This window comes from Microbacterium sp. MYb54, from assembly GCF_002979515.1.
Classification (GTDB): Bacteria; Actinomycetota; Actinomycetes; order Actinomycetales; family Microbacteriaceae; genus Microbacterium.
Genome location: NZ_PCPA01000006.1, coordinates 39,730 through 54,154 on the forward strand (window position 1 = coordinate 39,730; position 14,425 = coordinate 54,154).

The following is a 14,425-nucleotide window of genomic DNA, read 5'->3' on the forward strand; positions in this document are numbered from 1 at the left end:
GGCTGGCGGTCAGTCCGAAGACTTGAGTACGAAGACGTCGGTCGAGGGCTCGGGGTCGATCGCCGGGCGATAGATGTCCGGCTCGATGTAGACGACCCGCGCTACCGGTACGGCCTCACGGATCCGCGCCTCGATGGCGTCGATGTCGTCGGCCGCTTCGCGCAGCGGCTTGTCGGCGTTGAGGGCGATCTTCGCGGCGACCATGAGCTCGTCGGGTCCGAGGTAGAGGGTCTTCATGTGGATGATCTTCTCGATCTCGTCCCCCGCGTTGATGGCGTCGACGATCCGGTCGTGGTCGGCCTGGGTAGCGCCCTCACCGACCAGGAGGCTCTTCGTCTCGACGCCCAGCACGATCGCGATCAGCACCAGCAGCACACCGATCATCACGGTTCCGAGGGCATCGAACATCGGGTTGCCGGTGATCAAGGTGAGACCGACGCCGAGCAGAGCGAAGGTGAGCCCGGTCAGTGCGCCGACGTCTTCGAGCAGCACGACCGGAAGCTCAGGAGCCTTCGCGCGACGCACGAACGACACCCAGGACTGGCCCTTCTCGCGCACGAGGTTGCTCTCGCGCACGGCCGTGCGCAGCGAGAACGATTCGAGTCCGATCGCGACGACGAGCACGACGAGAGGCAGCCACCACCAGGTCTTGTCGAGCTCGTGCGGGTTGGTGAGCTTCTCGACGCCCTCGTAGATCGCGAAGAGGCCACCGACGGAGAAGAGGATGATCGAGACGACGAAAGCGTACACATAGCGCTCACGGCCGTATCCGAACGGGTGTGCGCGGTCGGCTTCACGGCGGGCCTTGCGTCCGCCGAGCATCAGCAGCAGCTGGTTGCCGGAGTCGGCGATGGAGTGGATCGCCTCAGCGAGCATCGAGGCCGACCCGGAGAGCGCCCAGGCGACGAGCTTCGCGAGCGCGATGCCCATGTTCGCCAGGAACGCCGCGACGATGGCCTTGTTGCCTCCGGATGCACTCATGGAACGAGTCTAGAACCGCGTGCCCGAGGATGCGGGAGTGCCCGCCGTAGGATGACGACATGGCTGACTCGCTTCCTTCTCTCGCTTTCCTCGGTGCCGGCTCCATGGGCGGTGCGATCCTCCGCGGAGTCATCGCGTCCGGCATCCGGATCGATGGCGGGATCACCGCGACCAACCGCACCGCGGAGAAGGCCGAGGCGTTCTCCGACCTCGACGGCGTCACGAGCATCGCGCTCGCCGAGCAGCCGGAGGGCAACACCGAAGCGGCAGCGGGGGCACGTATCGTGCTGGTCGGTGTGAAGCCGGCGATGGTGCCCGACCTGCTCCGCGAGATCGCCCCGCACCTGGCGACCGATGCGATCGTGGTGAGTGTCGCGGCCGGCGTCACTCTGCAGACCTTCGCCGATGTGCTCGGGGCGGAGGCCCGTGTCATCCGTTCCATGCCGAACACTCCGTCGACCGTGCGCAAGGGCGTCACCGGTCTCGCCGCCGGTGCCGCGACGACGGCTGAAGACCTCGCTCTCGTCCGCCGCCTGTTCGAGACCGTCGGCGCGGTCGTCGAGGTTCCGGAGTCGCAGATCGACGCGCTCTCCACGATCTCGGGATCCGGCCCCGCGTACGTGTACCTGCTGATCGAGGAGTTCACGAAGGCCGCTGTCGGCATGGGTTTCACCGATGCAGACGCCCGGCTGATGGTGGAGCAGACCTTCATCGGCGCGACCGCACTGCTCGATGCCTCGGGCGAGGACCCCGCCGAACTGCGCCGCCGTGTCACGAGTCCGAAGGGCACGACGGAGCGCGCGGTCGCCGTGCTTCAGGACGCTCACCTCGACCGCACGTTCGCCGATGCCGCAGCCGCCGCCCTCGCCAGGGCGAAGGAACTCGCCGCCGGATCCTGAGCCCGTGCAGTTGCGCATCGAGGGGGCGATCTGGTTCTGGCGCGGCCCCGCACCGTTCCACTTCGTGACCGTGCCGCCGGTCGAGAGCGACATGATCCACGACATCGCCTCGGTCGTCACCTACGGCTGGGGGATGATCCCGGCATCCGTCACGATCGGCTCCACCACCGTGACCACGGCCCTCTGGCCCAAGGACGGCGGGTACATCGTGCCGATCAAGAAGGCGCTCCAGGATCGCGAGGGCCTCGGCGTCGATGATGTCGTGGATCTTCTCCTCGACATCGACGCCTGAGTGCACGCCCTGTCGCGCCCGGCTTGGCGGTCAGCTCTCGCTGGACACTTCGGCGAGCACCTCGGGCCAGCGACGGTCGAGGATGCTTCCGCCGAGTACCGTGCCACCCCACAGCGCGAGCGCGCCGAAGACGACACCGCACGCAAGGCTGACCCATCCGAGGGCGGGATTCCAGATCGAGGCGATCGCGAATCCGAGAGCTGGAGCACCGAGCGCGAGCGTGATCGGTCCCACGATGATCATCGCGAGCAGCGACTGCACTCCACCGGACGAGCCGCGACCGAGCGGATTGGCCTCCGGTGCGGGTGCACGGCCGGGAAGGAAGCTGCCCACCCAGACTCCGGCGGCTGCCGCGATCGCGGTCATGCCGAGCCCTGCGCCGAGGCTGCCCGGAAGCAGATCCGGCCGTCCGGCGATGAGGCAGGTCGCCACGCACAGCGCGATGGTCACCGGCACGGCCACCAACCCGAAGCCGAGCAGGCGCCCGGCACGGTCTGCTGCGCCGCTCACGCCAGCCAGGATGTGGGCTGCGATCGCGTCGTTGTCGTAGGCGATCGCCATCTGCATGATCGTTCCGGTGAGCAGGGCGTTGATGGCCGGGATCAGCACGATGGCGGGGCCGAGGCCGACCGACGGCTCCTGCAGGCCGTTCATGAGGGCGAGTCCGATGAAGATCGCCGGCAGCAGCAGGAGCATCACGATGTTCACGACCTGCCGGGGGTCTCGCCGGAAGTATCGGAGGGTCCGGGCGGCGATCGCCCCCGTCCGGCTGGCCGGCAGTATGCGATCGAGCAGACCGCCCGATCGTACTCGTCCGCCACCGCTGCTCTGGATCGGTGAGACGAGACGTGCGGCGAGCAGCGCCTGCGCTGCGAACCACAGGGCGACGACCGTGGCGAGGGTGACCAGCAGACGCAACGCGGCGGCGAGGAGGTCGCCCTGCGCGACGGATGCCGAAACGCCGAACACCGCACCGACCGGTGTCCAGCCGACGACGTCGGCGATCCTGGTGAGCGCTTCGCCGATGTCGCCCACTCTGGACAGCGCCCCGATTCCGAGATTGAGCAGAAGCCCCGAGGATGCCAAGAGCACGATGCCGAGCGTCACCACCAGGTCGCGGGTGCTGCGTCGGGCCAGCCACCCCGCGAGGACGCCACTCACGACGCGGGCGCCGAGCACACAGGTGACGACGGTGACGGGGATCATGATCAGAGCAGTGAGCATCGCCGGCAAACTCACCGACCAGCCGAGGAGCATCAGCACCAGAGCGGACGTCGTGCCGATGCCGCCGATGGTCGTCGCCCCAGCCACCACGAATCCCGGCAGCAGCGATCGTGCGGTCACCGGCAGCAGTGCGAAGCGCTCGGGGGCGAGTGAATCGTCTGCGCTGACCAGGATCGAGCCGACCCACCACGCGAGCACGATCACTGACCCTGCGAGCACGATGGCGGTGACCGCACCATCCGGCGCCGCGAATCGCAGGGCGACGAGACCCGCCGTCAGACCGGCCAGGAATCCCAGAGCGACCATCCCGGTGATGATCAGGGTGACCAGCATCCAGGGGTTCCGTGACAGCTGATGGCGCAGCTGGCGCCAGCGCAGGCCTACGAGGAGCGCAACCACGCGAGCGTCTCCGTTCCGAGGTCGTGTGCTCCCACGAGGGTGAGGAAGCGCTGCTGCAAAGACAGCCCGGCGCGCACTTCGTCGAGGGTGCCGTGGGCGAGCAAGCGCCCTTCGGCGACGATGGCGACCCGATCGCACAGCGATTCGACGAGCTCCATCACATGGCTGGAGAGCACCACGGTGCCGCCGCCGTCGACGAACGATCGCAGGATCTGACGGATCGTCTCTCCCGAGACCGGATCGACGGCCTCGAGCGGCTCGTCGAGGATGAGCAGCCGGGGTGCGTGGATCAGCGCACAGGCGAGACCGATCTTCTTGCGCATGCCGGCGGAGTAGTCGACGACGAGCGTGTCCCGCGCGTCGGCGAGCCCCAGCGCATCGAGGAGGTCACCGCTCCGGGAGACGACCTCGGCCTCGGCCATGCCTCGCAGCAGGCCGGTGTACCGCAGCAGCTCGGCACCCGTGAGCCGGTCGAGCATGCGGATGCCGTCGGGAAGCACGCCCATGCGCGCTTTCGCCTGTGCGGGGTCGTGCCAGACATCCGCGCCGAGCACCCAGGCTGTACCGGCATCAGGGCGCAGCAGGCCCGTCGTCATGGCGAGCGTCGTCGTCTTGCCCGCACCGTTCGGACCGAGCAGGCCCAACATGGACCCGGCCGGCACGTCGAGGGAGAGATTGTCGACGGCGACCTTCTGCCCGTACTGCTTGTGGAGCCCGCGAAGGGCGAGGACGGGTGGGGCCGCTGTGGGGTCGGTCATGGCTCCCATCCCACCACGACGGCGGGAGCCGGCACATCCGCCGCGAGGGGGAGGGCGGAAACCGGCGGTGCGGTGTCAGCGGTCGAGGCCGGCGAAGCGCTCGATGTCGCTGTTGGTGCCCGACACGATGATGAGGTCGTGGTTCGTGACGATGGTGTTCGCCTCGGCGTAGCGGAACGGCTTGCCCGGGCTCTTCACACCCACGACGGTGACCTTGTACTTCGAGCGCACGCCGGACTCGTTCAGGCCGACGCCGCGGATGAACTTCGGCGGGTACATCTTGGCCAGCACGAAGTCGTCGTCGAAGCGGATGAAGTCGAGCATCCGTCCGCTCACGAGGTGCGCCACGCGTTCGCCGGCTTCGCGCTCGGGGTAGATGACGTGGTTCGCCCCGACACGGGCGAGGATCTTGCCGTGCGACTGCGAGACGGCCTTGGCCCAGATCTGGGGGACCTTGAGGTCGACGAGGTTCGCGGTGATGAGCACAGAGGCCTCGATCGAGGAGCCGACCGCGACCACGGCGACCTGGAAGTCCTGCGCACCGATCTGCCGCAGTGCATCGATGTTCTTCGCGTCACCCTGCACGGTGTGCGTGACCCTATCGGACCACTTCTGCACGAGCTCGAGGTTGTCGTCGATCGCGAGCACCTCGCGCTCGAGGCGATCGAGCTCTCCGGCGCAGGCAGCACCGAATCGGCCGAGGCCGATGACGAGGACGGGCGCATCGCCCCGGAGGACTTCAACCAACGATCGGCCTTTCCACGGGCAGTGAGTAGTACTGCGTTCGTGATGTCGCGGCGACTGCCGCGGCGAGTGTCACTGTACCAACGCGCCCCATGAAGATGGTCGCGGCCATGACGTACGACGCCGAATCGGGGAGCTCCGCTGTGAGGCCGGTCGACAGACCGACCGTGCCGAACGCCGAGATGACATCGAAAAGGACATGACTGATGTCGGCTTTCGTGATCTGGGCGATCACGATCGTCGAGAGCGCGACGATGGTCGCACCCCACGCGACGACGCTGAGGGCCACGCGCTGCACGTCGCTCGGGATGCGGCGACCGAAGGCCTCGACCGACTGGCGGCCCTTCGCCTCCGACCAGACGGCGATCGCCAGCACGGCCAGCGTTGTGACCTTGATGCCGCCGGCGGTCGAGGCGGAACCGCCGCCGACGAACATCAGCATGCTGGCGGCGAGCAGGGACGAGCCGTTCAGGTCGTCCATCTCGATCACGTTGAAGCCACCGGATCTGGTCATCGCCGAGAGGAAGAACGCTTGGAACGTGGTGTCGGCGGCATCCATGGAGCCGAAGGTCTTCGGGTTGTTGAACTCGAGGACGACGAAGACCACGGCCCCGAGGAAGAACAGCAGCACGGTCGTGACGAGGGTGAGTTTGGTGTGCAGCGACCAGCGCTTCACGTGCCAGACGTGCTTGGCGAGGGTGTAGATGACGGGGAAGCCGATGCTGCCGAGGAAGACGCCCACCATGAGGAGGGAGAGCACGAGGTAGTCGTCGGCGAACACGGCGACGCCGCCGTCGTTCGGGGCGAAGCCCGTGTTCGTGAAAGCCATCGCGGCGAAGTAGGGGGCCTCCCAGAGCGCCGCGATCGGGTGGACATTCGCCATCACGAGCGCGGGGTACAGGAGGATCGCCAGCGAGGCTTCGATGATCAGCGCGGAGACGGCGACCGTTGTCAGCAGTTGGCCGACTTCGCCCAGCCGCACGGTCTGACTCTCGTTGACCACGCCGCCGTGTGCGCGCATCGGATTCGTGTCGCCGGCTGCCATCAGTTTGGCGCGCAACCCGAGGCGCTTCGAGATGAGCATGCCCATGAGGGAGGCGAGGGTGAGGACGCCGAGGGCGCCGATGTTCACGCCGAGGAAGATGAGCACATGCCCGAACGGTGACCAGTAGTTCGCCATGTCGACCGTCGCGAGCCCGGTGACGCAGATGGTGGAGACGGCCGTGAAGAGCGCGTCGCTCAGCGGGGTGACCGTGCCGCTGGCGGAGGCGATCGGCAGCGAGAGCAGGACTGTGAAGACGAGGATCAGCAGAGCGAAGATGACGATCGCGAAGCGCGAGGGCGAAGAGGTGACGAGGTGCTTCGCCCAGCCGGCGGCGCTCTTGAGGCTCTGCCGCGGGGACGACGCCGAAACGATGCCCGACATCGCTTCCCCCCCTTTTCGTTCCTGCCTCATCCGCGCAAGCGGTCTCGCGACGTCTGTCGCCGAGCCTTCGTCATGGTACTCCGTGCCGGGGACGACTACCCTGATCTCATGACGGACATCTTCGACGTGATCGCAGACGGTACGAGGCGAGACATCCTCCAGCTCCTGCTGCGACGCACGGCCGAAGGCGAGACCGGCACCAGCGTCAGCCAGATCGTGGCCGACCTCGGCATCAGTCAGCCCACGGTGTCGAAGCATCTGAAGGTGCTGCGCGATGCCGAGCTCGTCACCGTCCGCGAAGACGGGCAACGCCGGTTCTACAGTCTCGCCGTCGAGCCGCTCGAGGTCGTCGACGACTGGCTGGTGCCGTTCCTGGTCGACGCGTTCGGCAACGGTGCGCCGGACATCGACTACCCGGGCATCCCGCTCCCCGACAGCGCGGCGCATGCCGCTGAGGTCGTCGGTCGTGCGGCAGCCTCGGCCAAACATGTGGTCGCGACCGCCCTCAAGAGGCTGGGCGCCTGACCCATCGCAATGTCGGAGAGCAGCACTCGCAGAGGCTTGTAGCTATTTAGCGAAACTGTTAAATTGAGCTCATGAGTATTTCGATGAGCACGATCCGTGGCCGCATGCGGCGTCGACTGCTGTTGACGTCTCGAGTGGATCCAACAGTGGCGCGGAGCGTCATTCCCGCGCCGTTCCGCCCGCAGATCGTCGACGGGAGCGCCGTAGGAGGCGTCTGCCTGATCGCGCTGACCGAGCTCCGTCCTGGCTGGGTCCTGCCGCGAATCGGTGTTTCCGCCGAAAATGCCGCGCACCGATTCGCGGTCGAATGGGATGAGGGCGAAGAGACTCGCACGGGCGTCTACGTCATGGAACGCCACACCTCTGGCGTCGTTCCTGTCATCGGGGGAGGCCGGTTCTTCCCCGGGGTGCAGCAGCGAGCACGATTCGATGTCGAGGAGAGCGGATCGCGCTTCCAGGTTCGAATGGACGCACCGGGAGCGCACGTCGAGGCCGACATCGAGCTGACCGAGGAGTGGGAGAGTACGCTCTTCTCCACGATCGATGACGCCTCGCAGTTCTATCGGGCTGGTGCGATCGGCTGGTCACCGCGCCGTGACGACCGAGGCGCCGAAGCGCTGGAGTTGACCTCGACGCGGTGGGAGGTCGAGGCCGGGCGGGTGAGAGAGGTGTCTTCCTCGTTCTTCGATCGCCTTCCGAGCGGGTCTGCCGAGATCGACAGCGTTCTGGTGATGCGCGACATCCCCGTGACCTGGCAGGCGCCGGGCATGACTCGCCCCTGACGACAGGGGGCTTGTCGTCAGGGGCGAGGTGCGGGTCCCCAGACCCAGGGGGCGGACTCGGCGGTGCCGACACGAGTCCTTCCTGCACACTGGCAGTCCCGGATGGGCGAAAGCCGGAGAACGTCTATGCCTCAGCTGTGATGAAGGCCATCTCCGGCCCAGTCAGCGGCGTCCGGCCTTGCGGCGGAACAGCCACGCGCCCCAAGTCGCCGCGATCGCGAGGATGGCCAGACACCAGCCGATCGCCCACCATGCCTCGCCCTGCAGCGGAGCATCCATGAGCAGCCCGCGGATCGTCTCGACGATGGGCGTGATCGGCTGATTGGCTGCCACGGGCTGCAGCCAATCAGGCATGCTCGCGACCGGGACGAATGCGCTGGACAGGTAGGGGAGGAAGAGCAGCACGAAGCCATAGCCGTTCGCGCCCTCCGGGCTCCCCGCCGCGAGGCCGATCGCGGCGAACAGGTAGGTGATCGCGAGGATGTAGAGCGCGATGAGGCCGGTGAAGGCGATCCACTCCCAGCCGTTCGCGCTCGGACGGAAACCGACGAGCACCCCGACGCCGATCACGATCGCGGTGGCGATGAGGTTGCGCAGCACGCTCGCGACGACGTGCCCCGTCAGCACGGCGCCGGCTCGAAGAGGCATGGTGCGGAATCTGTCGATGATGCCCGTGCGCATGTCGTTCGCGACATACACGGCGGTGGATGAGGCGCCGAAGCCGGCGCACGTGAGGATGATGCCCGGCACCACATAGTCGACGTAGGCGCCGGATGGATCGATCGCCCCGCCGAACACCCACGTGAACATGAGCATGAGCATCACGGGGAGCATGATCGCCATGAGCAGGGATTCACCGTCGCGCAACGAGTGCCGGAGGCTGCGGCCGACGAAGACGGCCTCGGCGGTCATGCCGCGCAGGCGCGGACGGGGTGAGGGAGTCGGAAGGGCGGATGCCGTGGCTCGAGGCGCGGCGACGGTGACGTTCATGCGAGCTCCTTGATGGGGCGGGTGCTGTCGGCGGGGGCTGTGACGGCGAGGAACACGTCGTCGAGGGTGGGGCGGCGCAGGGTGACGACGCCGTCTTCTCCGGCTTCGTCCAGTAGATCGAGCGCTCGCCGGAGGTCGGTGACCGTGCCGTCGGTGGGGATCTCCCTGAGGAGGTCGCCGTGGTCGTCGTGCAGCTCCACAGTGTCGCCCCCCACTCGCGCCTTCAGCTCCGCTGGGGTGCCGAGCGCGGCGATCCTGCCGTCGTGCAGCACGGCGATCCGGTCGGCGAGCTGATCGGCTTCCTCCAGGTACTGCGTCGTGAGGAAGACCGTGGTCCCCGCGCTCGCGAGCATGCGGATGATGTCCCATAGCGCGCGGCGGCTGCGGGTGTCGAGACCCGTGGTCGGCTCGTCCAGGAACAGCACTTCGGGGGTGACCACGAAGCTGAGCGCGAGGTCGAGGCGACGACGCATGCCTCCGGAGAAGGTGCGAACCATGCGGGATGCGGCATCCGTCAAGTCGAACTGGGTGATGAGGTCTGCGGCACGCCGCTTCGCCGCCGCCCGGCCGAGACCGGCCAGCCTGGCGAACATCACGACGTTCTCGGTCGCGGTCAGCGCGTCGTCGACCGCGGCGGCCTGACCTGTGAGGCTGATCCGTCGCTGGACCTCGATCGCCTGGGTCCGGATATCCCATCCTGCGACTCTCGCCGAGCCGGCGTCGGCGGCGGCGAGGGTGGTGAGGATGTTGATCGTCGTCGTCTTGCCGGCTCCGTTCGGCCCGAGCAGGGCGAAGACCTCGCCGCGTGCGACCGTGAGATCCAACCCGTCGACGACGGTCTTCTCCTTGAAGGCCTTGCGCAGACCCTGCACCTCGATTGCTGTCTCCATCACGGTGCCCCTTTCTGTGTATGTGAGAAACTGTGTATGACCAACGCAACTGTGTATGACCGTAACACACTGTTTACTTAATAAACAGAAGTAGGATGATCGCATGACTGACATCGAGCCGCCGGAGCTGCCGAGGGGCATCGCGCTCGCCTGGGGAGTCGCCGCGAATCCGCAGCGCGGACCGAAGCGTGAGATGAGCGTCGAGAAGATCGTCGACGCTGCCGTCGAGCTGGCAGATGCCGAGGGGATCGGCGCCGTGTCGATGGCCGCCGTGGCCGCGCGCCTCGGCTTCACCCCGATGTCGCTCTACCGTTACGTGACCGCGAAAGACGACCTGCTGCTGCTCATGCAGGAAGAGGCGACCGGGCTCCCTCCGGCAAGCCACCTCGAAGTCGACGGCTGGCGTGGACGGATGCTCGCCCTGTACGAGGCGCAGGTCCTGCTGTATCTCCGTCATCCATGGATGCTCTCGTTGCCGATCGCAGGTTCTCCGATCACGCCCAACAGCTCGGCGTGGCTGGATGCCGGCCTCGCCTCCCTCGAGGAGACCCCGCTGTCGGCGGACGAGCGGATGGCTGTCGCGCTCGCGGTGACCGGGCATGCCCGCTGGTGCGGGATCGTGCAGGCCGGCTACACCGAGGAGTCCCGGCGGAGCGGGATCACCGCTGACGAAGTGGCGGCGCGCGAAGCGGCTCTCTTCGATCGGGTGATCACGGCAGAGGAGTTCCCTGCCCTGCGGCGCGCGATCGAGGACGACGTTTTTCTCTCCGAAGCCGATCCGTTCAGATTCGCCGTCGAGCGAACTCTCGACGGTGTCGCCGGATACATCGCGGGGCTCGACCGCGGTGAAGCTCACGCCGAGGTGACCGAGTGGATCGGCATCGATCCGGCCGAGTTGGCGGGCGACCGTCGACTCAAAGAGGCGCAGAAGGCGGTGCGCGAAGCCGAGAAGATGCTTCGCGCGGCACGCAAGATCGAACGGCAGACCCTGCGCGAAGCCGGGGATCGACTGGCGAAGGCGAAGAAGTCCGGCTGATTCGGCCTCGACGTCGTCGACTCTTGCCATGATGTGGGCATGACTGCCGACCGCAGAGCGCACTTCGACTTCACGATCGCCTTCGCCAACGGCGGCGGTATGCAGGGCGATGGCTTCCGCCTCGACCTCCCTCGCGAGGACGTGTCGGCGCAGGAGATCGGTGCGCTCCTCATCCGGCACCTCGGGCTGGCGCTGGTGAGCACCGTCGAACTCCACGATCTCCGCATAGTCGAAGAGCCGCACCGGGGGAGCCGTGGCGTGGATGCTGTCGGCGACGCAGTCGAGGACAGCGTGATCGATCTCAGCCATCCGATCGAGGCCGGACTCGTGACGTACCCCGGTCTCCCGGCGCCGATCATCACGCCCTACCTCACGCGGGAGGACTCTCGCGCGCGATACGCGCCGGGAACCGAGTTCGAGATGGATGTCATCACGATGATCGGCAACACCGGCACCTACCTGGATGCTCCGTTCCACCGATATGCAGACGGTGGCGATCTCGCCTCGCTGGAGCTGCGCACCCTGGTGGGCCTGCCGGCCGAGGTGTTCCATCTGCGCGACGCGTGGGCGCCCGAGCGTCGCGGCATCCAGGCGACCACCCTTGCGGATCGGGAGCTTCATGGTGCGGCCGTGCTCCTCGACACCGGGTGGGATCGGTACTTCGGGAGGCCGGAGTATGCCTCTGGCGCCCCTTTCCTCACCGAGGACGCCGCCCGTTTCCTGGTCGATGCCGGAGTACGTCTCGTCGGCATCGACTCGCTCAACATCGACGACACCGAGAGTGGAGGGGAGCGTCCGGCGCACAGCATCCTGCTCGCCGGAGGGGTGCATGTGGTCGAGCATCTGGCGAATCTCGACGAGGTTCCGGCGCGCGGAGCGAGGTTCACTGCGGCGCCGCCGGCGGTGCGAGGGTTCGGCACGTTCCCGGTTCGGGCCTTCGCCACCGTGTCGGCGCCTCACTGATCACATGGGCCACATGGGTTTACACGCGTCCCAGCTACCACATAGAGTGTGCACATCGAGAAAGGGGTACGTGGGATGCCCGAGGTTCCAGACGTCCGATTCCTCACCGTTGCTGAGGTCGCAGAGTTGATGCGCGTGTCCAAGATGACCGTGTATCGGCTGGTTCATGCTGGGGAGCTGCCAGCCGTCCGTTTCGGACGCAGTTATCGCGTTCCAGAGTCCGCTGTGGCCGACGCGCTGCAGCGCCCGATCGCCGACGTCGGCTGACGTCGGCAGCTGTCTCACCGTTCGACAGCCTTCGGGCGGTCGATGAGTGTGACAGCCGAGGCCGCCGGGTTTGCTAGACTGACCCGAGGCATTTTCCGTGCCCGTACCCGGGTGTCCGATTTCGGCGACACCCAGCCACTGACTTAGTGAGGTTTCCGTGGGTTCTGTCATCAAGAAGCGCCGCAAGCGCATGGCGAAGAAGAAGCACCGCAAGCTGCTTCGTAAGACTCGCCACCAGCGTCGCAACAAGAAGTAAGCGGCCAGACACGAGCGCCTGTCTTCGGACGGGCGCTTTGTGTCTCTGCCCGCAGCTCAGCCCTGCCGAGAGGATGTCATGAAGTCGATCACCGTCACCGAGCTCGCCGAGCGCACCGGTATCCCGCTCATCGACGTGCGGGAGGTGGACGAGTTCGCCGCAGGCCACGTGCCCGGTGCCGTCAACATCCCGATGTCTGAGATCGGCAATCGACTCGAAGATCTTCCGGCAGAGGCGTTCGACGTCATCTGCGAAGCGGGTGGTCGGTCGGCACGCGTCGTCGAGGCGCTCGAAGCCCGCGGCTTCGACGCCACGAACGTCGAAGGCGGCACCGGCGAGTGGATCTCGCAGGGGCGTGCGGTCGAGGTGCCTGCGGCGTGACCACGCTGACTCTGATCGGCAAGCCGGACTGTCACCTGTGCGCTGTCGCCTCCGACGTCATCGATGCTGTCGTCGCCGAGCTGCCTGACGCAGCGGCCGAGAAGATCGAGATCGTCGAGGCCTCCATCCACGACGACCCTGCACTTTACGAGCTGTGGTGGGAGAAGATCCCGGTCGTGCTGATCGACGGCGAACTGCACGCACATTGGCGCGTGGCGCCTGATCGACTGCGCGAAGCACTCGAGGAGTCTGTTCGCGCAGACGCGCTGACCGGAACGAAGGAATCTCTGTGACCATCCGCCATGTCGTGACCTGGAAGCTCGCCGCCGAAGACGCCGCGGAGCGCGGTGCGCAGGCACTCGAGGTCGCCCGCCGCCTCAACGCTCTCGACGGCGTGGTGCCGCAGCTCCTCTCGATCTCGGCAGGAGCGAACGTGGCATACCCCGAGACGAACTGGGATGTCACTCTCGTCGCGGACTTCGCGTCCGTCGCGGCGATCGAGGAGTACCAGGTGCACCCCGCGCATGAGGAGGTCGCCGGCTACATCCGCTCGGTGGTCGCCTCGCGCGTCGCCGTCGACTTCGAGGTCTGAGACTGCGTCGCACCGGCCCCGGAACTCGGTTTCCGTGTGTGATCGGGGCGTACTTGCAACACAAACGTAATGCGCGCGGGTGCCGATGTCATTGGTCACGCGACGAGCCGCATGTTTAGATGAACTCCTATCCGTCAGCGGGCCTCCGTGCCCTCGACTCACAGGAGCCGACATGCCTCGTCGCAACCTCATCGCCGGTCTCGCCCTCGTGGCGACGGCCACCCTCGCGCTCGCCGGCTGCGCCACCGGATCATCCGACGCGGGAAGCAGTGACGCTCCCGCCGCCGACGACAAGTACGGTCTCGTCGAGGCCGGAACGCTCACGGTGTGCTCCGACGTCCCCTACCCGCCGTTCGAGGTCGAGGACACCAGTTCCGAGACCGGCTACTCGGGCTTCGACATCGACCTGCTCAGCGCGATCGCCGAGAAGATCGACCTGAAGCTCGCTGTGCAGGACGTGGGCTTCGACGCTCTGCAGTCGGGAACCACTCTCGCCGCCGGCACGTGTGACATCGGTGCCTCGGCGATGACGATCACCGACGAGCGCAAGGCGAACATCGACTTCTCCGACCCGTACGTCGACTCGCTGCAGTCGCTTCTCGTGCGTGCCGACTCGGACATCAAGTCGATCGACGACCTCGACGGCAAGAACGTCGGTGTGCAGCAGGGAACCACCGGCGAGACCTACGCGGGCGAGAACGCTCCCGGGGCTCAGCTGGTCCAGTACCCCTCGGACGGCGAGCTGTGGCCGGCCATGCAGGCGGGTCAGATCGACGCGATCCTGCAGGACCAGCCCGTCAACTACGTGCACGAGCAGGACGACCCCGACTACAAGATCGTCGAGACGTACCCGACCGACGAGACGTATGGCTTCGCCTTCGCCAAGGGCGAGAAGGACGAGCTGCGCGACGCGGTCAACAAGGCGCTCAAGGAGCTCCAGGACGACGGCGGATACCAGAAGATCTACGACGAGTACCTTGCGGCCAAGTGACCGGCGGCGTCGGTAGAGCGGGAGGACCT

19 protein-coding genes are annotated in these 14,425 nt (G+C 66.9%); 12 read left to right on the forward strand and 7 right to left on the reverse strand.

The annotated features are described in order from the left end of the window. Window positions 1–9 precede the first annotated feature (9 nt). The gene (locus CQ040_RS08435; protein WP_028502153.1) at window positions 10–981 is read right to left on the reverse strand and encodes a cation diffusion facilitator family transporter; all 972 of its coding nucleotides are present in this window, start codon (window positions 979–981) and stop codon (window positions 10–12) included. Window positions 982–1,040: 59 nt separating this feature from the next. Here CQ040_RS08435 and proC point away from each other — a divergent pair, with 59 nt between their 5' ends. Together proC and CQ040_RS08445 are read left to right on the forward strand one after the other, a co-directional pair. After that, window positions 1,041–1,880 carry a pyrroline-5-carboxylate reductase gene (gene proC / locus CQ040_RS08440; RefSeq protein ID WP_105527767.1) on the forward strand — a complete coding sequence of 280 codons (840 nt, stop codon included), beginning with the start codon at window positions 1,041–1,043 and terminating at the stop codon, window positions 1,878–1,880. Between the two features lie 4 nt (window positions 1,881–1,884). Beyond that, complete coding sequence (locus CQ040_RS08445; protein WP_028502155.1) at window positions 1,885–2,172, forward strand: DUF1905 domain-containing protein; 288 nt, start codon at window positions 1,885–1,887, stop codon at window positions 2,170–2,172. A 30-nt stretch (window positions 2,173–2,202) separates the two neighbouring features. Here CQ040_RS08445 and CQ040_RS08450 read toward each other — a convergent pair whose 3' ends face one another. The 4 genes from CQ040_RS08450 to CQ040_RS08465 form a co-directional block, all read right to left on the reverse strand. Then, window positions 2,203–3,795, reverse strand: coding sequence for a hypothetical protein (locus CQ040_RS08450; RefSeq protein WP_105527766.1), 1,593 nt, complete (start codon window positions 3,793–3,795; stop codon window positions 2,203–2,205). After that, complete coding sequence (locus tag CQ040_RS08455) at window positions 3,777–4,553, reverse strand: ABC transporter ATP-binding protein (RefSeq protein ID WP_028502157.1); 777 nt, start codon at window positions 4,551–4,553, stop codon at window positions 3,777–3,779. Before CQ040_RS08455 ends, CQ040_RS08450 begins: the two co-directional genes overlap by 19 nt. 75 nt (window positions 4,554–4,628) lie before the next feature. Further along, window positions 4,629–5,300 carry a TrkA family potassium uptake protein gene (locus CQ040_RS08460; RefSeq protein ID WP_028502158.1) on the reverse strand — a complete coding sequence of 224 codons (672 nt, stop codon included), beginning with the start codon at window positions 5,298–5,300 and terminating at the stop codon, window positions 4,629–4,631. Further along, window positions 5,293–6,723, reverse strand: a complete 1,431-nt coding sequence (locus tag CQ040_RS08465) for a TrkH family potassium uptake protein (RefSeq protein WP_105527765.1) — start codon at window positions 6,721–6,723, stop codon at window positions 5,293–5,295. The genes CQ040_RS08460 and CQ040_RS08465 overlap by 8 nt, the downstream gene beginning before the upstream one ends. 108 nt (window positions 6,724–6,831) lie before the next feature. Here CQ040_RS08465 and CQ040_RS08470 point away from each other — a divergent pair, with 108 nt between their 5' ends. Continuing rightward, window positions 6,832–7,248: a helix-turn-helix transcriptional regulator gene (locus tag CQ040_RS08470; RefSeq protein ID WP_028502160.1), complete on the forward strand. Its 417-nt coding sequence runs from the start codon at window positions 6,832–6,834 to the stop codon at window positions 7,246–7,248. 71 nt (window positions 7,249–7,319) lie between these two features. Then, the gene (locus CQ040_RS08475; protein ID WP_105527764.1) at window positions 7,320–8,030 is read left to right on the forward strand and encodes a DUF2071 domain-containing protein; all 711 of its coding nucleotides are present in this window, start codon (window positions 7,320–7,322) and stop codon (window positions 8,028–8,030) included. Between the two features lie 162 nt (window positions 8,031–8,192). Here the strand turns inward: CQ040_RS08475 and CQ040_RS08480 are convergent, their stop codons facing one another. Both CQ040_RS08480 and CQ040_RS08485 read right to left on the reverse strand, forming a co-directional pair. Beyond that, window positions 8,193–9,020 carry an ABC transporter permease gene (locus tag CQ040_RS08480; protein ID WP_105527763.1) on the reverse strand — a complete coding sequence of 276 codons (828 nt, stop codon included), beginning with the start codon at window positions 9,018–9,020 and terminating at the stop codon, window positions 8,193–8,195. Further along, the gene (locus CQ040_RS08485) at window positions 9,017–9,910 is read right to left on the reverse strand and encodes an ATP-binding cassette domain-containing protein (RefSeq protein WP_181156768.1); all 894 of its coding nucleotides are present in this window, start codon (window positions 9,908–9,910) and stop codon (window positions 9,017–9,019) included. The genes CQ040_RS08480 and CQ040_RS08485 overlap by 4 nt, the downstream gene beginning before the upstream one ends. A gap of 103 nt (window positions 9,911–10,013) precedes the next feature. On the opposite strand from CQ040_RS08485, the gene CQ040_RS08490 reads away from it, so the two are divergent. The 8 genes from CQ040_RS08490 to CQ040_RS08525 all read left to right on the forward strand — a co-directional run bounded on the left by CQ040_RS08490 (window position 10,014) and on the right by CQ040_RS08525 (window position 14,396). Next, window positions 10,014–10,946, forward strand: coding sequence for a TetR/AcrR family transcriptional regulator (locus tag CQ040_RS08490; protein ID WP_105527761.1), 933 nt, complete (start codon window positions 10,014–10,016; stop codon window positions 10,944–10,946). 39 nt (window positions 10,947–10,985) lie between these two features. Further along, the gene (locus CQ040_RS08495; protein ID WP_105527760.1) at window positions 10,986–11,909 is read left to right on the forward strand and encodes a cyclase family protein; all 924 of its coding nucleotides are present in this window, start codon (window positions 10,986–10,988) and stop codon (window positions 11,907–11,909) included. A gap of 75 nt (window positions 11,910–11,984) precedes the next feature. After that, complete coding sequence (locus tag CQ040_RS08500) at window positions 11,985–12,176, forward strand: helix-turn-helix domain-containing protein (protein WP_017204627.1); 192 nt, start codon at window positions 11,985–11,987, stop codon at window positions 12,174–12,176. A 157-nt stretch (window positions 12,177–12,333) separates the two neighbouring features. Continuing rightward, the gene (locus CQ040_RS08505) at window positions 12,334–12,432 is read left to right on the forward strand and encodes a 30S ribosomal protein bS22 (protein ID WP_003792170.1); all 99 of its coding nucleotides are present in this window, start codon (window positions 12,334–12,336) and stop codon (window positions 12,430–12,432) included. Window positions 12,433–12,510: 78 nt separating this feature from the next. Continuing rightward, a complete protein-coding gene (locus CQ040_RS08510; RefSeq protein WP_105527759.1) occupies window positions 12,511–12,813 on the forward strand; it encodes a rhodanese-like domain-containing protein in 303 nt (100 codons plus the stop codon). After that, window positions 12,810–13,106 carry a glutaredoxin family protein gene (locus tag CQ040_RS08515; RefSeq protein WP_028502166.1) on the forward strand — a complete coding sequence of 99 codons (297 nt, stop codon included), beginning with the start codon at window positions 12,810–12,812 and terminating at the stop codon, window positions 13,104–13,106. Before CQ040_RS08510 ends, CQ040_RS08515 begins: the two co-directional genes overlap by 4 nt. Next, complete coding sequence (locus tag CQ040_RS08520; protein WP_105527758.1) at window positions 13,103–13,405, forward strand: Dabb family protein; 303 nt, start codon at window positions 13,103–13,105, stop codon at window positions 13,403–13,405. The genes CQ040_RS08515 and CQ040_RS08520 overlap by 4 nt, the downstream gene beginning before the upstream one ends. A gap of 172 nt (window positions 13,406–13,577) precedes the next feature. After that, on the forward strand, window positions 13,578–14,396 hold the full coding sequence (locus CQ040_RS08525) for a basic amino acid ABC transporter substrate-binding protein (RefSeq protein ID WP_028502168.1): 819 nt from the start codon (window positions 13,578–13,580) through the stop codon (window positions 14,394–14,396). Window positions 14,397–14,425 lie beyond the last annotated feature (29 nt).